Below are 21,554 nucleotides of genomic sequence, written 5' to 3' on the forward strand. Positions count from 1 at the left end.
AGCGTCCCGGAGAACCCTCGGGCCGCATCGGGCGCTCCGCCCTCGAATTCGGGGTCTGCGGCACCCGGCGGGAGGGCGCCGGTCAGCCGACGCGGGTGACGACGCCGCTGGCGAGGGCGTGCAGCGCCTCGCGGGCCTCACCGGCCGGCAGGGTGGAGAGCACCTCCTGGGCGCGGGCGGCCACCTCGAGCGCCTGCTCCCGGGCCCGCTCCATCGCGGGGTGGGCCCGCAGCAGGGTGAGGGTCTCCTCGAGACGGTCGTCGTCGGAGAGGTCCCCGAGCAGCAGCGAGCGCAGCCGGCCGTCCGCGGGGTCGCTCGAGGCGAGCACGTGGAGCACCGGGAGGGTGCGCTTGCCCTCGCGCAGGTCGGTCCCGGGGGTCTTGCCGGTCTCGTCGGCCTGCGAGGCGATGTCGATGAGGTCGTCCGCGAGCTGGAAGGCCATGCCGAGCCGCTCGCCGTACTCGCGCATCGTCTCCACGACGGGCGCCGGGCAGCCGGCGAACATCGCCCCGTAGCGGGCGGCGGTCGCGATGAGCACGCCGGTCTTGTCCTCGAGGACCCGCAGGTAGTACTCGACGGGGTCCTCCCCCTCCGGGCAGGGCCGCTCGTCGCGGATCTGCCCGGCGCACAGCCGCACGAAGGTCTGCGCCTGGATCTTGACCGCCTCCGGGCCGAGGTCGGCGACGATGTCCGACGCCGTCCCGAAGAGCAGGTCCCCGACGAGGATGGCGGTCGAGTTGTCGTAGCGCGCGTTCGCCGACGGGGCACCGCGGCGCACGTCGGCCTCGTCCATGACGTCGTCGTGGTAGAGCGAGGCCAGGTGCGTCAGCTCGACCCCCGCGGCCGCCGCGACGACCTCCTCGCTCGCGCCGGCACCCAGCTCGGCCGCGAGGAGGGTGAGCAGGGGCCGGAAGCGCTTGCCACCGGCGAGCGTCAGGTGCGAGCTCGCGCCGGCGATGAACGGGTCCTCGTGGTCGACCCGCTCGGCGATGAGGTCCTCGACCCGGCGCAGCCCCTCGACGAGCCGCTCACGCAGCCCGTCGCTCGCCCCCGGGAGGGCGAGGACCGACGGCGTCCCCTGCTGTGCCGGCACGTTCGCTGCCCGGCTCACAGGAGGAAGGTCGAGGCGTCACCCGCGAGCTGGAGGATCCAGGCCGGCGCGACGCCGGCGACGAGCGTCACGAGGACACCGAGGGTGATCGCGATGGTCGAGGGCACCGACGGCTGGAGGGCCACGACCCCCTCCACCGGGTCGGTGAAGTACATGAGGACGATGAGCCGGACGTAGACGAACGCGGTGACCGCGGAGGCCAGCACACCGACGACCACCATGACGACCCCCGTCGTCCCCGACTGCACGGCCGGGGCGAAGGCGGCGAACTTCGCCGTGAACCCCGAGGTGAGCGGGATGCCGGCGAAGGCGAGCAGGAGGAAGGCGAAGACGCCGGCGACCACCGGGTGGCGCCGGCCCAGGCCCGCCCACTGCGAGAGGTGGGAGGCCTCCGAGCCGTCCTGGCGGACCATCGTGACGATGGCGAACGCGGCGATCGTCGCGGCCCCGTAGGCGAGCAGGTAGAACATCACCCCGCCGATGGCGGCCTGCGAGAAGGCGAGGACACCGACGAGGATGAACCCGGCGTGGGCGACCGAGGAGTAGGCGAGCAGGCGCTTGACGTCGGTCTGGGTCACCGAGAGCACGGCGCCGACGACCATCGTGAGGATCGCGATCGCCACGACCCCGAACTGCCAGTCCCAGCGATCCGGGCCGATGCCGACGTAGGTCAGCCGGAGGATGGCACCGAAGGCGGCCAGCTTCGTGCACGCCGCCATGAACCCGGTGACCGGGGTCGGGGCGCCCTGGTAGGCGTCGGGGGTCCAGGAGTGGAAGGGCACGGCGCCGACCTTGAAGAGCAGGCCGACGAGGGTGAGCACGACGCCCGGCAGGAGCAGCCCGTCGAGGTCGCCGGAGTTGGTCGTGATCGCCCGGGAGATCTCCTTCAGGTCCGAGGACCCGGCGTACCCGAACAGCAGCGCCGCGCCGAAGAGGAAGAACGCGCTGGAGAAGGCCCCGAGGAGGAAGTACTTCAGCGCACCCTCCTGCGAGAGCAGCCGCCGCCGGCGGGCGAGGCCGGTCATGACGTACAGCGGCAGGGAGAGCACCTCGAGGCCGACGAAGAGGGTGATCAGGTCGTTCGCCGCGACGAAGACCATCATCCCGAGCACCGCGAAAAGGCTCAGCGGGAAGACCTCGGAGGTCGCGTACCCGGCACGGGTCGCCGCGTCCTCCTGGCTCGACCCGGGGGTCGAGGCGCCCATCGGGGTGAAGGCGTCCGAGCCGACCCCGCCGAAGCGCTCGGCCATGACGAGCACCCCGATGACCGCGAGGCCGAGCAGGGTGCCCTGGAGGAAGAGCGCGACCGGGTCGATGGCCACCGAGCCGCCGAGGGTGACCGCCTGGTGCTCGCGGCTCCACAGCACGAGGCTGACCAGGGCCGCGAGGAGGGTGAGCGGCGTCAGCCACACCTGGATCGTGTGCCGGTGGGCCCGGGGCGCGAACGCCTCGACGAGGACGCCGACCAGGGCGCCGCCGACCACGATGAGCATCGGCAGCACGGCGACGTAGTCGACCGTGACCGCCTCGAACGCGGCGGGCACTGCGGCGGGCATCAGGGCGGGCATCACTGGGCACTCCCGGAGGCTTCGGTCGGGGCCGGGTCGGTGACGCCGACGATCTGCAGCGTCTTGTCGACGGCCGGGTTGACGAGGTCGAGGACCGGCTTGGGGAAGACCCCGAGGACGAGGAAGGAGACGATGATCGGCGCCACGACCCAGCGCTCGCGCGCGGAGAGGTCATGCGGCGACTCGCCGTCGACGAACGCGGGCTTGGGCCCGGTCATGACCCGCTGGTACATGAGCAGGACGTAGAGGGCCGCCAGGACGATGCCGAGCGCGGCGATGACGGCGGCCACCTTGTAGCGCATGAACGTGCCCTGCAGGACGAGGAACTCCGAGACGAACGAGGAGAGCCCGGGCAGGGCGAGCGAGGACAGGCCGGCGACGAGGAAGGTGCCGGCGAGCACCGGGGTGACCCGCTGCCAGCCGCCGTAGTCCGGGATGCGCTTGCTGCCGTGGCGGGCCACGAGGAAGCCCGCGACGAGGAAGAGGCCCGCTGTGGAGAACCCGTGGTTGACCATGTACAGGGTCGAGCCCGCACCGCCGACGCTCGTCATCGCGAAGATGCCGAGGACGATGAACCCGAAGTGGCTCACCGAGGTGAACGCGATGAGCCGCATCATGTCGGTCTGGCCGATGGCGAGCAGCGCGCCGTAGACGACGGAGACCACGGCGAGGGTGATGACGACCGGCGTCGCCCAGTGCGAGGCCTCGGGGAAGAGCTGGAGGCAGAACCGGATCATCCCGTAGGTCCCGACCTTGTCCAGCACCCCGACGAGCAGCACCGCGGTCGCCGGGCGGGACTCGGTCGCGGCGTCCGGCAGCCAGGTGTGGACCGGCCACATCGGGGCCTTGACGGCGAAGGCGACGAAGAAGCCGACGAACATCCAGCGCAGCGCGCCCGTCGAGCCGTCGAGGTTGCCCATGAGGTTCTGCACGAGGAAGCCGTCCGAGCCACCGGGGCCGGCGAAGTACACCGCGATGACCGACACGAGCATGACGAGCCCGCCGGCCAGGCTGAACAGGAGGAACTTCATCGCCGCGTACTGCCGCTGCGGGCCACCGTAGAGCCCGATGAGGAAGTAGACCGGGATGAGCATCGCCTCGAAGAAGACGTAGAAGAGGAAGACGTCCGTGGCGGCGAAGACCCCGACCATGAACGCCTCGAGGACGAGCATGAGGGCGAAGTAGCGCTTGAGCGAGCCGGTCTCCTGCGCCGGCACGTCGTTCCACGCCGCGAGGAGGCACACCGGCGTGAGCACGGCGGCCATGACGATGAGCGCCAGGGCGATCCCGTCGACGCCGAGCCCGTAGGACACCCCGAACTGCGGGATCCACGAGTGGGTCTCGGTGAGCTGGAACACCGCGTCGCTGCCGGTGTCGAAGGCGACCCAGGCCGCGACCGCGAGCGCGAGGGTGAGCAGCGAGGCCCCGAGCGCCACCGGGCGGGCCAGCCGGGCCGACCCCGCGGGCAGCACCGCGACGACGAGCGCGCCGAGGACCGGCACGACCATCATGAGCGTGAGCAGGGGCAGGGAGTTCACTGGATCACCCACAGAGCACCGAGGACGGCGACGACGCCGGTGAGCATCGTCAGGGCATAGGAGCGTGCGTAGCCGTTCTGGAGGCGACGCAGCCTCGAGGACACCCCGCCGACGAGAGCGGCCAGGCCGCCCGCGGCGCCGTCGACCCCCTTGGCGTCGGCGAAGACGAGCGAGCGGGTCAGGTGGACGCCCGGGCGCATGAACAGGCCCTCGTTGACGGCGTCCTGGTAGAGGTCCACCCGCGCGGCCCGGGTGAGCGCCGAGGCGCGGGGCGCGACCTCCGGCACCTCCTCCCGCCAGTACCGCTGCCAGGCGAGGAAGGCGCCGGCCGCGACGAGGACGAGGGTGGTGACCGTGATGACCCACACCGGCAGCACCGGGTGCTCCTCGGCGTGCTCGCCGACGACCGGCGCGAGCCAGGAGACGATCGGCTTCTCGTCCGAGAACGGCCAGGCGAGCAGGAGACCGAGCAGCCCGGAGCCCAGCGCGAGCACCATCATCGGCACGGTCATCACGAGCGGCGACTCGTGCGGGTGGACCTCCTCGGTCCAGCGCCGCTCGCCGTGGAAGGTCATGAAGAACAGCCGCGACATGTAGAACGCGGTGACCCCGGCACCGAGCATCGCCGCCCCGCCGAGGACCCACGGGCGCCAGCCGTCGCCGACGAAGGCGGCCTCGATGATGGCGTCCTTGGACCAGTAGCCGGACAGGAACGGGAAGCCGATGATCGCGAGGTAGCCCAGGCCGAAGGTGGCCCAGGTGACCCGCATCGCCGTGGACAGCCCGCCGAAGCGGCGCATGTTGACCTGGTCGTCCATGCCGTGCATGACCGAGCCGGCGCCGAGGAACATCCCGGCCTTGAAGAAGCCGTGGGTGAGCAGGTGGAAGATCGCGAAGGCGTACCCGACCGGACCGAGCCCGGCGGCGAGCATCATGTACCCGATCTGGCTCATCGTCGAGGCCGCGAGCGCCTTCTTGATGTCGTCCTTGGCGCAGCCGACGATCGCCCCGAACAGCAGGGTGATCGCCCCGACGATGGCGACGGCGAGCGCGGCGTCCGGCGCGGCGTCGTAGACCACGTGCGAGCGCACGACGAGGTAGACGCCCGCGGTGACCATCGTCGCCGCGTGGATGAGCGCCGAGACGGGGGTCGGGCCGGCCATCGCGTCGCCGAGCCAGGACTGCAGGGGGAACTGCGCGGACTTGCCGGTGGCTCCGACGAGCAGGAGCAGGCCGATGGCCACGAGCGTGCCCTGGCCGGCGGTGCCGACGCCCTCGTTGACCGTCGCGTAGTCGACGCCGCCGAAGGACACGAACATCGTCATGATCGCGATGGACAGCCCGAGGTCGCCGACCCGGTTGACGAAGAAGGCCTTGTTCGCGGCGGCCGCGAAGGCGGGGTTCCAGTTCCAGAACCCGATGAGCAGGTAGGAGGCCAGGCCCACGCCCTCCCAGCCGACGAAGAGCAGCAGGTAGCTGTCGGCGAGCACGAGCAGGAGCATCGAGGCGACGAACAGGTTGAGGTAGGCGAAGAAGCGCCGCTTGTCGGGGTCGTGCTCCATGTACCCCAGCGAGTACACGTGGATGAGCGAGCCGACGAACGTCACGAGCAGGACGAACGCCAGCGACAGCGGGTCGACGAGCAGCCCGAGGTCGAGGTCGAAGGACCCTGCCGGCACCCAGCTCCACAGCGCGATGTGGTGCGCGCGCTCCCCGGCGTCCTGGCCGAGCATCTGGACGAGGACGGCGGCGCCCACGACGAAGCTCCCCCAGGACAGCCCGGTCGCGAGGACCGGGCCGAACCGGTCGGTCCGCCGCCCGCCGAGCAGGAGGATGGCGGCACCGAGCAGGGGCAGCGCGACGAGCAGCCACGCGACCGACGCGGCGCCGGTCGCGGCGCCCGCGGTCATCGCGTCGCCCTCGGTGATCAGTGAGTGCACGTTCGCTCCTTACAGCTTCAGCAGGTTCGCGTCGTCGACCGAGGCCGAGCGGCGGGACCGGAAGATCGCCATGATGATCGCGAGGCCGACCACGACCTCGGCGGCGGCGACGACCATGACGAAGAGGGCGAGGACCTGGCCGTCGAGCGTGCCGTGCATCCGCGCGAACGTCACGAAGACGAGGTTCGCCGCGTTGAGCATCAGCTCCACGCCCATGAAGACGATGATCGCGTTGCGGCGGGTGAGCACCGTCGCGCCGCCGATCGCGAAGAGGATCGTCGCCAGGTAGACGTAGTTGACGAGGCTCATCGCTCGCTCCCCTCGGTGACGTCGTGCTCGATCTCGCGCTCGCCCTCGACCCACAGCTCGGGGGAGACGTTCTGCTCGCGGGCGGTGAGGACCCGGGAGACCGACAGCTGCGAGGGCGTGCCGTCGGGCAGGAGGGCCGGGGTGTCGACGGCGTTGTGCCGCGCGTAGACGCCGGGGGCGGGCAGGCCCGCGAGGTAGCGCCCCTCCTTGAACCGCCGCGTGCTCCACTCCTTCTGGTCCGGGCCCTTCCCGAGACGCTCCCGGTGGGCGAGGACCATCGCGCCGAGGGCCGCGGTGATGAGCAGGGCGCTGGTGATCTCGAAGACCCACACGTAGCGCCCGAAGATCAGCTGGGCCACGCCGGAGACGTTCCCGGTGTCGGCGTTGACCGAGGCCACCCCGACCGGGTCGCCCCAGGCGACGTGCCCGACCGAGAAGCCGAGGAGGCCGCCGAGGCCGAGGACGAGCACGAGGGTCGCCCAGCGCTGACCGGGCAGGGTCTCGACGAGGCTGTCGCTGGAGTCCACCCCGACGAGCATGAGCACGAAGAGGAAGAGCATGATCACGGCGCCGGTGTAGACGAAGATCTGGATGACCCCGAGGAACTCGGCGTCCTGGGCGATGTAGAACACGCCGAGGATGATCATCGTCATCGCCATCCCGAGCGCGGCGTGGACCGCCTTGCGGGCGAAGACGAGCCCGAGCGCGCCGACCACGGCCAGCGGGCCGAGGATCCAGAACATCACCTCCTCACCGGTGCCGGTCACGAGGTCACCTCCGCGTCGTCCTCGGTGCGGGTGCGCGCGGCGACGTACTCGCGCTGGCTGTCGGTCGCCTCGGTCACCTTCCCGAGGTAGTAGTCGCGCTCCTCCATGCCGTCGGCCATGGGGAAGGGGGGTCGCAGCATCCCGGGCTGCAGCGGCGCGAGCAGCTGCTCCTTGGTGTAGATCAGGTCGGCGCGGTTGTCGTCGGCGAGCTCGTAGATGTTGGTCATCGTCAGCGCGCGCGTCGGGCAGGCCTCGATGCACAGGCCGCAGAAGATGCACCGCAGGTAGTTGATCTGGTAGACGCGCCCGAACCGCTCTCCCGGGCTGAACCGGCCGGTCCCGCCCTCGGAGTCGTCGTTGTCCGCGCCCTCGACCATGATCGCGTCGGCCGGGCACGCCCAGGCGCACAGCTCGCAGCCGACGCACTTCTCCAGGCCGTCGGGGTGACGGTTGAGCTGGTGGCGGCCGTGGAAGCGCGGCTGGGTCGGGCGCTTCTCCTCCGGGTACTCCTCGGTGATGACCTTGCGGAACATCGTCGAGAAGGTGACCCCGAAGCCGGCGACCGGGGCGAACAGGTCGGAGAGGAAGCCGGAGCTCCTCTGCTCGTCAGCCACGGGAGGCCTCCTTGGTCTCGGCGGTCGAGGACAGGGCGGGGGCGGCGAGCGAGGGCTCGCGCAGCCGCTGGCCGGGCAGCGGGGGCACCGGGTGGCCACCGGCGTACGGGTCGACCTCGTCCGGGGCGCCGGCGCGAGCGGCCGCCTCGCGACGCTCGGCCCGGGTGTCCCACATCCACCCGGCCACGAGGGCGCCGACGGCGATGATCCCGACGAGGGCGAGCGAGATGGCCGGGAAGCTGCGACCGGCGACGTCGACGGTCCCCCCGAGCCAGCCGTTGCGCGCGGCGCGGAAGAAGGCGACGAGCACGACCCAGGCCAAGGTCGAGGGGATGAGGAACTTCCAGCCGAAGCGCATGAACTGGTCGTAGCGCACCCGGGGCAGCGAGCCGCGCAGCCACACGAAGACGAACATGAACATCCACAGCTTGACGGTGAACCAGAGGATGCCCCACCAGCCCTCGTTGAACATGCCGTCGCCGATCGCGGCGATGCCGGGAGGAGCCTGGTACCCGCCGAGGAACATCGTCGTGGCGAGGGCGGCGACGCTGAACATGTTGATGTACTCCCCGAGGAAGAACATCGCGAAGCGCATGGCGCCGTACTCGGTGTGGAAGCCACCGGTGAGCTCGCCCTCGCCCTCGGCGAGGTCGAACGGGAGGCGGTTGGTCTCGCCGACCATCGTGATGACGTAGACGAAGAAGCTGAAGAAGGCGGGGATGACGAACCAGAGGTCCTGCTGGGCGCCCACGATCTGCGAGGTCGACATCGAGCCGGCGTAGAGGAAGACCGCGACGAGCGAGAGCCCCATCGCGATCTCGTAGGAGATCATCTGGGCCGAGGAGCGCAGCCCACCCATGAGCGGGTAGGTCGAGCCCGAGGACCACCCGGCGAGGACGACGCCGTAGATGCCGACGCCGGCGACGGCGAGCACGAGGAGCACCGCGACGGGGGTGTCGGTCAGCTGGAACGGGGTGCGGTGGCCGAACATCGACACCTCGCCGGCGAGCGGCATGATCGAGAACGAGACGAAGCACATCGTCGCGGTGATCAGCGGCGCGAGGGTGAAGACGAACGCGTCGGCGGCCTTGGGCCGCACGTCCTCCTTGAGCATCGACTTCATGCCGTCGGCGAGGGTCTGCAGCAGGCCGAACGGCCCGTTGCGGTTCGGGCCCGGGCGCTGCTGCATCCGGCCGATGACCCGGCGCTCGAACCAGATGACGATGAGCGTCGAGATGAGCAGGTAGACGAAGATGATGGCGGCCTTGACGAGGCTGAGCCAGACCGGGGTGTCGCTGAAGTCGGCCCGCGGGTTGTCGGTTCCCGCGGCGAGGAGTGCCGCGAGGTCGGGCAGCGCGCTGACGGTGCTCATGCCGCACCCTCCTTGGTGACGGTGACGAGCGCACCGGGTGCGCCCGCGAGGGTGGCCCGCAGGTCACAGCCCTGCGAGTTCGTCGGCAGCCAGACGACGTGGTCGGCCATCTCGCTGACCAGGACGGGCGCGGTGACGGTGGTCTGCGCGGCCCGGACCGTGAGCAGGTCGCCGTCGGCCACCCCGAGGGCGGAGGCGGTCGGCCCGGAGAGCCGGGCCACCGGCGCCGGGGCGGTCCCGGCGAGGAACGGTTCGCCGTCCTGGAGGCTGCCCCGGTCGAGCAGGTGCCGCCAGGTCGCCAGGACCAGGGTCCCCTCGGTGAGCTCGGGCACGTCGCCCGGCTCGGCGCTCGGAGCCGCGGCGCGCGCGCCCGACCACGGGCCGAGCTGCTGCATCTCCGCGCGGACCTCGCGCAGCGTGCGGGTGCCGAGGAAGACGCCCATCTCGTCGGCGAGCATCTCGACGGCGCGGTAGTCGCTGACGTAGGAGGTCTCGAGCGCCGCCTCGAAGGGACGCACGCGCCCCTCCCAGTCGAGGAACGAGCCGCCCTTCTCGGCGTGCGCGGCGACCGGCAGGACGACGTCGGCGACCTCGGTGACGGCCGAGCGCCGGATCTCGAACGAGACGACGAACGGCGCGGCGAGTGCCGCCATGGCGTCCTCGATGCCGAGGTCGGCCGGGTCGACGCCGGCGACGACGAGCGCGCCGAGCTCGCCGGAGGCGGCCGCGGCGAGCATCCCGGCGGTGTCGCGGCCGGGGGTCGTCGGCAGCGAGTCGACCTGCCACGCGGCGGCGACCTCCGCGCGGGCCTGCGGGTCGGCGGCCGGGCGGCCACCGGGCAGCAGGGTCGGCAGGGCGCCGGCCTCGAGGGCGCCGCGCTCACCGGCCCGTCGCGGCACCCACGCCAGGCGGGCACCGGTGGACTCGGCGAGGGCCAGGGCGGCGCTCAGCGCGCCCGGGACCATGGCCAGGCGCTCACCGACGAGGATGACGCCGCCGTCGCGCAGGGCCTGCGCCGCCTCGGTGACGACCTCGGAGCCGGAGCCGGAGCCGAGGGCGGCCAGGATCTCGGGCTCGGTGCCCGGGGCGGTCGGGATGAGCGTGCCGCCCATCTTGGCCAGGCCGCGGGTGGCGACCGGCGACACGGCGAAGACGCGCGTCTTGGACCGTCGGTAGGCCTTGCGCAGCCGCAGGAAGACGATCGGGCTCTCGTCCTCGGGCTCGAGGCCGACGAGCAGGACGCTCGAGGCGCCCTGGAGGTCGGCGTAGGTCACGCCGCCGCCCTGGGGGCCGGTCCCGACGACGCTCGAGGCGAGGAAGTCGGCCTCCTCGGCCGAGTGCGGCCGGGCGCGGAAGTCGACGTCGTTGGTACCGAGGACGGTGCGGGCGAACTTGCCGTACGCGTAGGCGTCCTCGGCGCTGACCCGTCCGCCGACGAGCACGCCGGCCGCGCTCGAGCGCAGCCCGGCGGCCGCACGGGAGAGGGCCTCGGGCCACGAGGCGACCCGCAGCTCGCCGTCGTCGTCGCGCACCATCGGCAGCTCGAGACGGTCACCGACCTGGGTGTAGGCGAACGCCCACCGCCCCTTGTCGCAGTTCCACTCCTCGTTGACCGCGGGGTCGGCCTGGGCCATCCGGCGCAGCACGGTGCCGCGCCGGTGGTCGGTGCGCTGGGAGCAGCCGCTGGCGCAGTGCTCGCAGACGCTCGGGGTGGAGACCAGGTCGAACGGGCGCGAGCGGAAGCGGTAGGCGGCGCCGGTGAGCGCCCCGACCGGGCAGATCTGGACGGTGTTGCCGGAGAAGTAGGACTCGAACGGCTTCTCCTCGTAGATGCCGACCTGCTGCAGCGCCCCGCGCTCGACGAGGGCGATGAACGGGTCGCCGGCGACCTGCTCGGAGAAGCGGGTGCACCGGGCGCACAGGACGCAGCGCTCGCGGTCGAGGAGGACCTGGCTGCTGATCTTGACCGGCTTGGGGTAGGTGCGCTTGACGTCCTCGAAGCGCGAGCCGCCGCGCCCGTTGCTCAGCGCCTGGTTCTGCAGCGGGCACTCGCCGCCCTTGTCGCAGACCGGGCAGTCGAGCGGGTGGTTGATGAGCAGCAGCTCCATGACGCCCTTCTGCGCCTTGGCGGCGCCCTCGGACGTGTACTGCGTCTTGACGACCATCCCCGGGGCGACGGTCATCGTGCACGAGGCCTGCGGCTTCATCCGGCCGGGCGGGCCCTGCATCTGGGTCGGCTCGCCGGGGGTGCCGTCGGGGCCGGGGCGCCCGGGCATCCACACCTCGACGAGGCACTGGCGGCAGGCACCCACCGGGTCCAGGCCCGGGTGGTCGCAGAACCGCGGGATGTCGATCCCGGCCTGCTCGGCGGCGCGGATGATCAGGGTGCCCTTGGGCACCGACACCTCGACGTCGTCGATGGTCAGCGTGACGAGCTCGACCGGGGCCTGGATCTCGGGCGTGGCAGTCATGCGGAGACGGTCTCCTTCGTGCCGCCGTCCTTGGCCCACAGCGTCGACGCGGCCGGGTCGAAGGGGCAGCCGCCGTGGGTCAGGTGGGCGACGTACTCGTCGCGGAAGTACTGGATCGAGCTCGTGATCGGGCTCGTCGCGCCGTCACCGAGCGCGCAGAAGCTGCGCCCGAGGATGTTGTCGCTGATGTCGAGCAGCTTGTCGAGGTCCTCCTCGGACCCCTCGCCCCGCTCGAGCCGGCCGAGGATCTGCTTGAGCCACCAGGTGCCCTCGCGGCACGGCGTGCACTTGCCGCAGGACTCGTGCTTGTAGAACTCGGTCCACCGGTCGACCGCCCGCACGACGCACACCGTCTCGTCGAAGACCTGCAGGGCACGGGTGCCGAGCATCGACCCCGCTGCCGCGACCGACTCGAAGTCGAGCGGCACGTCGAGGTGCTCGGCGGTGAAGATCGGCGTCGAGGACCCGCCCGGTGTCCAGAACTTCAGCTCCTTGTCCGGGTCGCGCATCCCGCCGGCCATGTCGACCAGCTCGCGCATCGTGATGCCGAGCGGGGCCTCGTACTGGCCGGGGGTGCGGACGTGGCCGGAGAGGCTGAAGATGCCGAAGCCGGCGGACTTCTCGGTGCCCATCCCGGTGAACCAGTCGACGCCCTCGAGGACGATGCCGGGGACCGAGGCGATGGACTCGACGTTGTTCACCGAGGTGGGGCGGGCGTAGAGGCCGGCCGCACCGGGGAACGGCGGCTTGCTGCGCGGCTGGCCACGTCGCCCCTCGAGGCTGTCCAGCAGCGCGGTCTCCTCGCCGCAGATGTAGGCGCCGGCCCCGGCGTGCACGGTGATGTCGACCGTGACCCCCGAGCCGCCGATGTCGTCGCCGAGCAGCCCGGCCGCGCGGGCCTCCTCGACCGCCTGCAGCAGCCGGCGGTAGACGTGGACGACCTCGCCGCGCAGGTAGATGAACGCGTGCTCGCAGCCGATGGCGTACGAGGAGATGACGACACCCTCGATGAGAGCGTGCGGGTTGGCCATCATCAGCGGGATGTCCTTGCACGTGCCCGGCTCGGACTCGTCGGCGTTGACGACGAGGTAGCGGGGCCCGCCGTCCGGCGGGGCCATGAAGGACCACTTCAGCCCGGTCGGGAAGCCCGCGCCCCCACGGCCACGCAGCGAGGCGTCCTTGACCATGGTGAGGATCTCGCCGGCCTCCATGCCGAGGGCCTTGTCCAGCGCCCGGTAGCCGCCGGCCTCCCGGTAGGCCTGGAGGGTCCAGGAGCGTGGGTGGTCCCAGGTCCGGGTGAGGATGGGGGTGAGCGTCGTCATCGCTGGCCCTTCCCGTCACGGGGGTCGTCGGGGTCGTCGGCGGCGTCGCCGTCCGCGGGGTCGTCGGCGTCGAAGAGGGTGGCCTCGGGGGAGGCGTCGTGGCCGACCGGCACGTTGGCGCTCTGCGCCGAGACGTTGCTCGCCCGCCCCTGCGCGCTCGCGGGGTCGGCCTCCTGGGTCGGGGCGACGTCGACGGTGTCGGCGCGGCCCTCGGCCTGGCGCGCGACACCGGAGACGCCGTCGCCGGTGGAGACCACCGGGGGCCCGGCGGCCGGCTCGCTCTTGGGCGTCCCGCCCGTCGGGGACTTGCTGCCGGCGTCGGACTCGTGCTTCTCCCCCGGCGCGTCGTCGGACTCGTCCCGCTCGGCGGCCGGCTCGGCCTTGTCGGCCTGGGCCTCGTCGTGGCCCGGGGTGACCTCGGTGCTGCCCGGGGCGTCGGCGCTCGGCGCCGAGCCCGAGCGCGCGCCCTCACCCTCCGGGGCGGTCCAGCCGTTGCGCCGCGCCAGCTCGAGCCCGGCGAGCGACGCCGGCCCGGCACCGACGCCCTCGTCGGCCAGGCCGTCACCGAAGCCGGCGAGGGTGCGGCTGACCTGCTTGAAGGTGCAGACGCGGTTCGGGCCGCGGGTCGGGCGGACCTCACGGCCCTCGCGCAGGTCGTCGACGAGCTGCCTGGTCGACTCCGGGGTCTGGTTGTCGAAGAACTCCCAGTTGGCCATGACGACCGGGGCGTAGTCGCACGCCGCGTTGCACTCGACCCGCTCGAGGGTGATCTTGCCGTCGTCGGTCGTCTCGTCGTGGCCGACGCCCAGGTGCTCGGAGACCGACTCCCAGATCTCGTCGCCGCCCATGATCGCGCACAGCGTGTTCGTGCAGACCCCGACCGTGTACTCGCCGTTGGGGTGGCGCTTGTACTGGGTGTAGAAGGTCGCGACGCCGGAGACCTCGGCGGTGGTCAGGTCGAGCAGCTCGGCGCACAGGTCGATGCCGCGGCCGGTGACGTAGCCGTCGACGGACTGCACGAGGTGGAGCAGCGGGAGCAGCGCCGAGCGCTTGTGCGGGTAGCGCGCGATCACCTGCGCGGCGTCGGCGCGGAAGGTCGCCTCGACGTCGGCGGGGTAGGGCTGCTTGGACTCCTCGGGCACCGTGAGGTGACCGGAAGCGGACTGCAGACCGAAGTCGTCGGTCATCAGCGGTCGACACCTCCCATGACGGGGTCGATGGAGGCCACGGCGACGATGACGTCGGCGACCTGGCCGCCCTCGCACATCGCGGCCACGGCCTGGAGGTTGTTGAAGCTCGGGTCGCGGAAGTGTGCCCGGTAGGGGCGGGTGCCCCCGTCGGAGACGGCGTGGCAGCCGAGCTCGCCCTTGGCCGACTCCACGGCGACGTACGCCTGCCCCGGGGGCACCCGGAAGCCCTCGGTGACGAGCTTGAAGTGGTGGATGAGGGCCTCCATCGAGGTGCCCATGATCTCGCGGATGTGGTCGAGGCTGTTGCCCTGGCCGTCGCCGCCGATGGCCAGCTGGGCCGGCCAGGCGATCTTCTTGTCCTCGACCATGACCGGCTGCCCCTCGGTGCGCTGCAGCCGGTCGAGGCACTGCTCGACGATCTTCAGCGACTCGTACATCTCGTCGATCCGGATCCGCAGCCGGTCGTAGGCGTCGCAGCTGGTGCGGGTGACGACCTCGAAGTCGTAGGTCTCGTAGCCGCAGTACGGCGCCGACTTGCGCAGGTCGTGCGGCAGGCCGGTGGAGCGCAGGATCGGGCCGGTGACACCGAGGGCGACGCACCCGGTGAGGTCGAGGTACCCGACGCCGACGGTGCGGCCCTTGAGGAGGGGGTTCTCCACGAGCAGCTTCTCGAGCTCGCCGATGCCCGTGCGCAGCTCACCGACGACGCCGCGGATCATGTCGACCGCGCCGTGCGGGACGTCCTGCGCGACACCGCCGGGGCGGATGTAGGCGTTGTTCATCCGCAGGCCGGTGATCGCCTCGAACACCCGCAGGATGCGCTCGCGCTCACGGAAGCCGACGGTCATCACCGTGGTCGCGCCCATCTCCATGCCACCGGTGCCGAGGGCGATGAGGTGGGAGCTGACCCGGGTGAGCTCCATCATCATCACCCGGATGATCGAGGCCCGCTCGGGGATGCGGTCGGTGACCCCGAGGAGCCGCTCGACCGCCAGGCAGTACGCGGCCTCCTGGAACATCGGGGTGAGGTAGTCCATCCGGGTGCAGAACGTCACGCCCTGCGTCCACGTCCGGAACTCCATCGTCTTCTCGATCCCGGTGTGCAGGTAGCCGACCCCGGCCCGCGCCTCGGTGACGGTCTCGCCGTCGAGCTCGAGGATGAGCCGGAGCACGCCGTGCGTGGACGGGTGCTGCGGACCCATGTTGACGACGATCCGCTCCTCGTGGAGGGCGGTGGCCTCGTCGACGAGGTCGTTCCAGTCACCGCCGGACGCGGTGAAGACACGCGCGCCCTCGGTGTCGTCGTCGACCGACGCGCCGTAGGGGTCGGCGCCGGGCAGGCTCGGGTCGAGGCCGGGGCTCGGCGCGGAGTCGTCGTAGGTCGTCTCGTCCTGGGTCGTCATCAGGTGTACGCCCTCCGCTCGTCCGGCGGCGGGACGGTGCCGCCCTTGTACTCGACGGGGATGCCGCCGAGCGGGTAGTCCTTGCGCTGCGGGTGGCCGGGCCAGTCGTCGGGCATGAGGACGCGGGTCAGCGCCGGGTGACCGTCGAACTCGATGCCGAACATGTCCCAGGTCTCGCGCTCGTGCCAGTCGTTGCCGGGCCAGACCTCGACGACCGAGGGGATGTGCGGGTCGCTGTCGGGGCAGGTGACCTCGACCCGGATCCGCCGGCTGCCGTGGGTGATCGACAGCAGCGGGTAGGCGGCGTGCAGCTCACGACCGGCCTCCCCGGGGTAGTGCACCCCGCTGACGCCCAGGCACATCTCGAAGCGCAGGCCGGGGTGGTCGCGCAGCGCGTGGGCGACCTCGAGCAGGTGCTCCCGGCGCACGAAGAGGGTCATCTCACCGCGGTCGACGACCACCCGCTCGACGGCGCTCTCGTAGCCGGTGCCGTCGGCGAGCGCCACCGCCAGGGTGTCGGCGACCTCGTCGAAGAAGGAGCCGTAGGGGCGCGGGCTCGCGCCCGGCATCAGGGTCGGGGTGACGAGCCCCCCGTAGCCGGTGGTGTCCTGGCCGCGGGTGGCACCGAACATGCCACGCCGCTCGCCGATCTGCACCGGCTCGGCGTCGGCGGCGGACAGCTCGGGTACCCGGCCACCGCCGGTGTGCTGGGCCAGGTCGGCCGAGCGAGGGTCGTCGTCGGTGCGGGTGGCCGGGGTGTCGGCGGCCTTGTCGGGCACCGGCGCCCCCTCGCCGCTCTCGAGGTGCTTGGGGTCGGTGGTCTCGTCGTCGCTCATCCGAGGAGGTTCTTCCCGGCCGGCGCAGCGAGGTGCGCGAGGTGGTCGTGCGTGGCGGGCATCTGCGAGGTCGGGACGGCCCGGAGCGCGGCCTGCTCGGCGGCGCGTGCCGCGGCGACCCGGTTGACGCCGAGCTTGCTGTGCTGGATCTGCTCGTGCAGCTCGATGATCGCGTTGAGGAGCATCTCCGGCCGCGGCGGACAGCCGGGCAGGTAGACGTCGACGGGGATCACGTGGTCGACCCCCTGGACGATCGCGTAGTTGTTGAACATGCCGCCCGAGGAGGCGCACACGCCCATCGAGATGACCCACTTGGGGTTGGGCATCTGGTCGTAGACCTGGCGCACGACCGGGGCCATCTTCTGGCTGACCCGGCCGGCGACGATCATCAGGTCCGCCTGCCGGGGCGTCGCGGAGAACCGCTCCATCCCGAACCGGGCGATGTCGTAGTCCGGGGTGCCGACGGCCATCATCTCGATGGCGCAGCAGGCGAGCCCGAAAGTCGCCGGCCAGATCGAGGCCTTGCGCATGTAGCCGACGACGCTCTCGAGCGTCGTGAGCGCGAAGCCGGCGGGCAGCTTCTCCTCGAGTCCCATCACGCCTCCTCGGCGGGGTTGGCGGGTGTGCGTGCGGTGCTCAGTCCCACTCCAGGCCGCCCCGCTTCCAGACGTAGGCGTACGCGACGAAGACCGTGAGGACGAACAGGAACATCTCGACGAGCGCGAACAGGCCGAGCTGGTCGAAGGCGACGGCGAACGGGTAGAGGAAGACCGACTCGACGTCGAAGATGATGAAGAGCATCGCCGTGAGGAAGTACTTGATCGGCACCCGGCCGCCGCCCTCCGCCCGGGGGGTCGGCTGGATGCCGCACTCGTAGGCCTCGAGCTTGGCGCGGTTGTAGCGCCGGGGCCCGACGACGAGGCTCGTCCCCACCGAGAGCACCGCGAAGCCGAAGCCGAACGCGAGGAGGATCAGGAGGGGGACGTAGGGGTTGCTCATCGCGGGAGAACTCCCCTTTCGCTGCTCGGGTGCGTCGGGTGGTCGACGGGTGCCGGGGCCGCGTGCGGCGTCCGGGCCATCCTAGGCCGCGTGAGGTACGTCGCACTCGGGGGCGTCGCGCCCCCGGTCTCGGCGCGGGTCACCGCGCGCGGCGTGCTGGTCACGGGTCCTCTGCTGCTTGTGAACGCCTTCACGAACGTCGGCAGTCTAGGCCGCGCCCCGGGGGCCGTGCACTAAGGCTGGCCTAACCCTCGACCGGGGCCTTCGTCGCGCGGTGGAGGGCCACGATGCCGCCGGTGAGGTTGCGCCACTGCACCTCGCTCCAGCCGGCCGCCGCGACCTGCTCGGCGAGGCCGCGCTGGTCGGGCCAGGCCTGGATGGACTCGGCGAGGTAGACGTAGGACTCCGGGTTGGAGCTGACCCGGCGCGCGATGCGCGGGAGCTGGCCCATGAGGTAGGTCGAGTACACGCGCCGCAGGACCGGGTTGGTCGGCGTGCTGAACTCGCACACGACGAGCCGGCCGCCGGGGCGGGTCACCCGGTGGAACTCGCGCAGCGCCGCCGGGGGGTCGGCGACGTTGCGCAGGCCGAAGCTCATCGTCACGACGTCGAAGGAGTCGTCGGCGAACGGCAGGTGCATCGCGTCGGCGGCGGTGAACCCCAGGTCCGAGCGGCGCCGGTGCCCGACCCGGAGCATGCCGAGCGAGAAGTCCGCGGGGACGACGTCGACGCCGGAGTCGGCGAACGGCTCGCTGCTCGTCCCCGTGCCCGCGGCGATGTCGAGGACGCGCTGGCCCGGTCGGGCGTCGCACGCCGCGACGACGGCCCGTCGCCACAGCCGGTCCTGGCCGAGGGAGAGCACGTCGTTCGTGACGTCGTAGCGGGAGGCGACGTCGTCGAACATCGTGGCGACGTCGCGGGGGTCCTTCTCGAGGGAGGCGCGGGACATGCGCGCCATCCTCCCACCGCGGCACGGCGCTGCGCCGCCACGGGCCCGGTGGCCGGACGGGCCGGGTCGCCGCCGTATCGTGGCGACCTGATGACCTCCCTCCCCGCGGGCCGGCCGGACGCGTCGGCGTCGGCCGCCCCCCTCGTCGCCCGGACGGTGCCCGTCGACCCGTCGCTGGCGGAGGACCTGCTGCGCGTCCTGCCCCCCGGCCCGGCGACCGACCCGTGCTCGTGGGTGCGCCGCGGCGAAGGGCTCGTGGGGTGGGGGCGGGCCGCCTCGCACGTCGCGTCCGGGCCGCAGCGCTTCGCCGAGCTCGAGCGGTGGTGGCGCGAGCTCGTCGCCTCGGCCGTCGTCCGCGACGAGGTCCGCCAGCCCGGGAGCGGCCCGGTGGCCTTCGGGTCGGTGGCCTACGCCGACGGGTCCGCCGCCGGCGGCACGCTCGTGGTCCCCGAGGTGCTCGTCGGGCGGCGCGGTGAGCACGCGTGGCTGACGACGGTGAGCGCCGGGCCGGCGGTGGCCGCCGTGCCCGGGCCCGCCGAGGTGGAGGCGCACCCGCAGCCCGAGCGGCCCGACGGGGTCGCCTTCTCCGACGGCGCGCTCACGCCGTCGGGCTGGTCGGCCGCCGTCGCGACGGCCCTGGGGCGGATCACCGGCGGGGAGCTCGACAAGGTCGTGCTCGCCCGCGACCTCGAGGTGACCACGCGCGCCCCGCTCGACGTCCGGTGGCTGCTGCACCGTCTCGCCGAGCGCTACGACACGACGTGGGTCTTCGCCGTCGACGGTCTCGTCGGCGCCACCCCGGAGCTGCTCGTGCGCCGTGAGAAGGGCCTGGTCACCTCGCGCGTCCTCGCCGGCACCATCCGCCCGACCGGCGACGACGCCCACGACCTCGCGCTCGCCGCGTCGCTGGCACGCTCGAGCAAGGACCTCGAGGAGCACGAGTACGCCGTGCGCTCGGTGGCCGAGTCGCTCGCTCCGCACTGCTCGTCGATGAACGTGCCCGAGGCCCCGTTCGTCCTGCACCTCTCCAACGTCATGCACCTCGCGACCGACGTCGCCGGGGTGCTCGTCGACGACGCCTCCTCGCTGGCCCTGGCGGCCTCGCTCCATCCGTCGGCGGCGGTCTGCGGCACGCCCCGGGCGGCGGCCGACGCGGTCATCGCCGAGCTGGAGCACATGGACCGTGGGCGCTACGCCGGGCCGGTCGGCTGGATCGACGCCGACGGCGACGGCGAGTGGGGCATCGCGCTGCGGTGCGGGGCGGTGGACCCTCGGGACCCGACGCGGATGCGGCTGTTCGCCGGGTGCGGCATCGTCGCCGGCTCCGACCCGGACGACGAGCTCGCCGAGTCCTCCGCCAAGCTCGTCCCGATGCGCGACGCCCTGACCGCCACCCCCTGACCGTCCCCGAATCGACCAATAGGTCACGCCAGCGACACCCGCCGGCGCCCCACCCAGCCCACCTGTCGCCAGATCGACCAATAGGTCACGTCAGCGACACCCGCCGGCGCCCACCCAGCCCACCTGTCGCCAGATCGACCAATAGGTCACGTCAGCGACACCCGCCGGCGCCCCACCCAGCCCACCTGTCGCCAGATCGACCAATAGGTCACGTCAGCGACACCCACCGGCGCCCCACCCAGCCCACCTGTCGCCAGATCGACCAATAGGTCACGTCAGCGACAACCATCCACGTACTTCTCGTGACCTATTGGTCGATTCAGGCACACGGGTCGGTGTGCCTGACGTGACCTATTGGTCGATTCGGGGACGGGGGTGGGTCAGGTGATGACGGGGGTGGGTCGGGTGAAGGGGGGTGGGTCAGGTGAAGGGGGGGCGGGCATCGAGGGCCACCGAACGCCGGCCGGCCCAGCGCCAGACGCGGGCGGCCCGGTCGCGGTCCTCGTCGGTGACGAGGTTGCCCATCCAGCGCAGCGCGAGCGTCATCAGCCAGTCGCTGCGCATCCCGGCCGGGCCGAGCGCGGCGAGCGTGCGCGGCACGGTGAAGACGCCGGCGAGCCTGCGGGCGATGGAGAACGCCTCGCCGTAGTGCTCGCGCAGCAGCGCGGGCCATGCGGACGCGAGATCCTCCTCGAGATGACCGGCGATGAGCCGACCGGTCTCCAGCCCGTAGTCGATGCCCTCGCCGTTGAGCGGGTTGACGCACGCCGCGGCATCGCCGACGAGCGCCCAGTTCGGGCCGGCGACGTTACTCACCGCGCCGCCCATCGGCAGCAGCGCGCTGGTCGGCCGGCGCGCCTCTCCGACGAGCGCGAACTCGGCTCGACGCTCCTGCGTGTAGTGCCGCATCAGCGGCTTGATCGCCACCTCGGCGGGCCGCCTCGTCGTCGCGAGGGTGCCGACGCCGACGTTCACCTGGCCGCCGCCCAGCGGGAAGATCCACCCGTACCCCGGCAGGGCCTCGCCGTGCTCGCCGCGCAGCTCGAGGTGGCTGCTGATCCACGGGTCCTCGGAGCGCTCGGAGTCGACGTAGCACCGGCCGGCGACGGCGTAGACGGTGTCCTGATGCCACTCCCGCCCGAGGACCTTGCCGAGCCCGGAGCGGACGCCGTCGGCGACGACGAGCCGCTCGCAGGCCACCTCGAAGGTCGTGTCGTCGGCGCCGCGGAAGGTGACCGCCCGAACCCGTCCGCCCTCGACCCTCGCGTCGACCGCCTTGGCACCCTCGAGCCCGGTGGCCCCCGCCTCGAGCGCGCAGGCGCGGATGCCGGCGTCGAGCTCGGTCCGCGGGACGGCCGAGCCGTGGTCGGGCAGCGTCCCACCCGGCCACGGCAGGTGCAGGGTCTGGCCGAAGCCGTGGGCACGCAGGCCGTGGTTGACCGTGTGCCCACGCACCCAGTCGCCGAGCCCCAGGCGGTCCAGCTCCGCGACCGCGCGGGGCGTCAGCCCGTCGCCGCAGGTCTTGTCCCGAGGGAAGGTCGCGGCGTCGGCGAGGACGACCTCGCGGCCGGCGCGCGCGGCCCAGGCAGCGGCGGCGGACCCCGCGGGACCGGCGCCCACGACGAGGACGTCGGTACGGGTGGGGGTGGTCGGCACACGAGGATTCTCCCAACGCCACCCGGACGGTGGGGCGCCGGGGTGCGGCGGAGCGGCCGCAGGCTCCGGGGCCGCCCTCGAGCCCCCGGCCCGGGACGCGCCGGAGGA

Annotated in this window: 17 protein-coding genes and 1 pseudogene; 1 reads left to right on the top strand and 17 read right to left on the bottom strand. The window is 72.4% G+C overall.

What is annotated here, in order from left to right; translation table 11 throughout:
* Positions 1-82 precede the first annotated feature (82 nt).
* The 16 genes and pseudogenes from G8D98_RS05675 to G8D98_RS05750 form a co-directional block, all read right to left on the bottom strand.
* Positions 83-1,111 (bottom strand): polyprenyl synthetase family protein, encoded by a 1,029-nt coding sequence (locus tag G8D98_RS05675; RefSeq protein ID WP_229661813.1) that lies wholly within the window; start codon positions 1,109-1,111, stop codon positions 83-85.
* Complete coding sequence (gene nuoN, locus G8D98_RS05680) at positions 1,108-2,667, bottom strand: NADH-quinone oxidoreductase subunit NuoN (protein ID WP_229661814.1); 1,560 nt, start codon at positions 2,665-2,667, stop codon at positions 1,108-1,110. Before nuoN ends, G8D98_RS05675 begins: the two co-directional genes overlap by 4 nt.
* An 11-nt stretch (positions 2,668-2,678) precedes the next feature.
* Positions 2,679-4,217, bottom strand: a complete 1,539-nt coding sequence (locus G8D98_RS05685; protein WP_166100184.1) for an NADH-quinone oxidoreductase subunit M — start codon at positions 4,215-4,217, stop codon at positions 2,679-2,681.
* The gene (nuoL, locus tag G8D98_RS05690; protein WP_166100332.1) at positions 4,214-6,127 is read right to left on the bottom strand and encodes an NADH-quinone oxidoreductase subunit L; all 1,914 of its coding nucleotides are present in this window, start codon (positions 6,125-6,127) and stop codon (positions 4,214-4,216) included. Before nuoL ends, G8D98_RS05685 begins: the two co-directional genes overlap by 4 nt.
* Before the next feature lie 39 nt (positions 6,128-6,166).
* On the bottom strand, positions 6,167-6,466 hold the full coding sequence (gene nuoK, locus G8D98_RS05695; RefSeq protein ID WP_166100186.1) for an NADH-quinone oxidoreductase subunit NuoK: 300 nt from the start codon (positions 6,464-6,466) through the stop codon (positions 6,167-6,169).
* The gene (locus G8D98_RS05700) at positions 6,463-7,233 is read right to left on the bottom strand and encodes an NADH-quinone oxidoreductase subunit J (RefSeq protein WP_166100189.1); all 771 of its coding nucleotides are present in this window, start codon (positions 7,231-7,233) and stop codon (positions 6,463-6,465) included. Before G8D98_RS05700 ends, nuoK begins: the two co-directional genes overlap by 4 nt.
* A complete protein-coding gene (gene nuoI, locus G8D98_RS05705; protein WP_166100191.1) occupies positions 7,230-7,847 on the bottom strand; it encodes an NADH-quinone oxidoreductase subunit NuoI in 618 nt (205 codons plus the stop codon). The genes G8D98_RS05700 and nuoI overlap by 4 nt, the downstream gene beginning before the upstream one ends.
* Complete coding sequence (gene nuoH, locus G8D98_RS05710) at positions 7,840-9,219, bottom strand: NADH-quinone oxidoreductase subunit NuoH (protein WP_166100194.1); 1,380 nt, start codon at positions 9,217-9,219, stop codon at positions 7,840-7,842. The genes nuoI and nuoH overlap by 8 nt, the downstream gene beginning before the upstream one ends.
* Positions 9,216-11,690 (bottom strand): NADH-quinone oxidoreductase subunit G, encoded by a 2,475-nt coding sequence (locus G8D98_RS05715; RefSeq protein ID WP_166100196.1) that lies wholly within the window; start codon positions 11,688-11,690, stop codon positions 9,216-9,218. Before G8D98_RS05715 ends, nuoH begins: the two co-directional genes overlap by 4 nt.
* A complete protein-coding gene (nuoF, locus tag G8D98_RS05720; protein WP_166100199.1) occupies positions 11,687-13,012 on the bottom strand; it encodes an NADH-quinone oxidoreductase subunit NuoF in 1,326 nt (441 codons plus the stop codon). The genes G8D98_RS05715 and nuoF overlap by 4 nt, the downstream gene beginning before the upstream one ends.
* A 332-nt stretch (positions 13,013-13,344) precedes the next feature.
* Positions 13,345-14,199: pseudogene (nuoE, locus tag G8D98_RS05725) on the bottom strand (NADH-quinone oxidoreductase subunit NuoE); the annotation flags it as partial.
* Positions 14,199-15,605 carry an NADH-quinone oxidoreductase subunit D gene (locus G8D98_RS05730; RefSeq protein ID WP_166100202.1) on the bottom strand — a complete coding sequence of 469 codons (1,407 nt, stop codon included), beginning with the start codon at positions 15,603-15,605 and terminating at the stop codon, positions 14,199-14,201. The pseudogene nuoE and the gene G8D98_RS05730, both read right to left, overlap by 1 nt.
* Complete coding sequence (locus tag G8D98_RS05735) at positions 15,605-16,441, bottom strand: NADH-quinone oxidoreductase subunit C (protein WP_166100205.1); 837 nt, start codon at positions 16,439-16,441, stop codon at positions 15,605-15,607. The genes G8D98_RS05730 and G8D98_RS05735 overlap by 1 nt, the downstream gene beginning before the upstream one ends.
* Positions 16,438-17,037 (bottom strand): NuoB/complex I 20 kDa subunit family protein, encoded by a 600-nt coding sequence (locus G8D98_RS05740; RefSeq protein ID WP_166100207.1) that lies wholly within the window; start codon positions 17,035-17,037, stop codon positions 16,438-16,440. Before G8D98_RS05740 ends, G8D98_RS05735 begins: the two co-directional genes overlap by 4 nt.
* A 40-nt stretch (positions 17,038-17,077) precedes the next feature.
* A complete protein-coding gene (locus tag G8D98_RS05745) occupies positions 17,078-17,440 on the bottom strand; it encodes an NADH-quinone oxidoreductase subunit A (RefSeq protein WP_166100210.1) in 363 nt (120 codons plus the stop codon).
* Positions 17,441-17,684: 244 nt separating this feature from the next.
* Entirely contained in the window at positions 17,685-18,389 is a 705-nt protein-coding gene (locus G8D98_RS05750) for a demethylmenaquinone methyltransferase (protein ID WP_166100213.1), read from the bottom strand.
* Between the two features lie 90 nt (positions 18,390-18,479).
* Between G8D98_RS05750 and G8D98_RS05755 the strand changes: the two genes are divergently transcribed.
* The gene (locus G8D98_RS05755; RefSeq protein ID WP_166100215.1) at positions 18,480-19,790 is read left to right on the top strand and encodes an isochorismate synthase; all 1,311 of its coding nucleotides are present in this window, start codon (positions 18,480-18,482) and stop codon (positions 19,788-19,790) included.
* Positions 19,791-20,210: 420 nt separating this feature from the next.
* Here G8D98_RS05755 and G8D98_RS05760 read toward each other — a convergent pair whose 3' ends face one another.
* Positions 20,211-21,446 (bottom strand): geranylgeranyl reductase family protein, encoded by a 1,236-nt coding sequence (locus tag G8D98_RS05760; protein ID WP_166100217.1) that lies wholly within the window; start codon positions 21,444-21,446, stop codon positions 20,211-20,213.
* Positions 21,447-21,554 lie beyond the last annotated feature (108 nt).

Origin of the sequence: Phycicoccus endophyticus, from assembly GCF_011326735.1 — a bacterium.
Lineage (GTDB): Bacteria > Actinomycetota > Actinomycetes > Actinomycetales > Dermatophilaceae > Phycicoccus > Phycicoccus endophyticus.

What these genes read in the sequence shown, in the direction of transcription:
- nuoN (WP_229661814.1), bottom strand. Translation starts at nt 2,667, where the DNA reads ATGCCCGCCGCAGTGCCCGCCGCGTTCGAGGCGGTCACGGTCGACTAC.
- nuoL (WP_166100332.1), bottom strand. Translation starts at nt 6,127, where the DNA reads ATGACCGCGGGCGCCGCGACCGGCGCCGCGTCGGTCGCGTGGCTGCTC.
- nuoK (WP_166100186.1), bottom strand. Translation starts at nt 6,466, where the DNA reads ATGAGCCTCGTCAACTACGTCTACCTGGCGACGATCCTCTTCGCGATC.
- nuoH (WP_166100194.1), bottom strand. Translation starts at nt 9,219, where the DNA reads ATGAGCACCGTCAGCGCGCTGCCCGACCTCGCGGCACTCCTCGCCGCG.
- G8D98_RS05715 (WP_166100196.1), bottom strand. Translation starts at nt 11,690, where the DNA reads ATGACTGCCACGCCCGAGATCCAGGCCCCGGTCGAGCTCGTCACGCTG.
- nuoF (WP_166100199.1), bottom strand. Translation starts at nt 13,012, where the DNA reads ATGACGACGCTCACCCCCATCCTCACCCGGACCTGGGACCACCCACGC.
- G8D98_RS05730 (WP_166100202.1), bottom strand. Translation starts at nt 15,605, where the DNA reads ATGACGACCCAGGACGAGACGACCTACGACGACTCCGCGCCGAGCCCC.
- G8D98_RS05735 (WP_166100205.1), bottom strand. Translation starts at nt 16,441, where the DNA reads ATGAGCGACGACGAGACCACCGACCCCAAGCACCTCGAGAGCGGCGAG.
- G8D98_RS05740 (WP_166100207.1), bottom strand. Translation starts at nt 17,037, where the DNA reads ATGGGACTCGAGGAGAAGCTGCCCGCCGGCTTCGCGCTCACGACGCTC.
- G8D98_RS05745 (WP_166100210.1), bottom strand. Translation starts at nt 17,440, where the DNA reads ATGAGCAACCCCTACGTCCCCCTCCTGATCCTCCTCGCGTTCGGCTTC.
- G8D98_RS05750 (WP_166100213.1), bottom strand. Translation starts at nt 18,389, where the DNA reads ATGTCCCGCGCCTCCCTCGAGAAGGACCCCCGCGACGTCGCCACGATG.
- G8D98_RS05755 (WP_166100215.1), top strand. Translation starts at nt 18,480, where the DNA reads ATGACCTCCCTCCCCGCGGGCCGGCCGGACGCGTCGGCGTCGGCCGCC.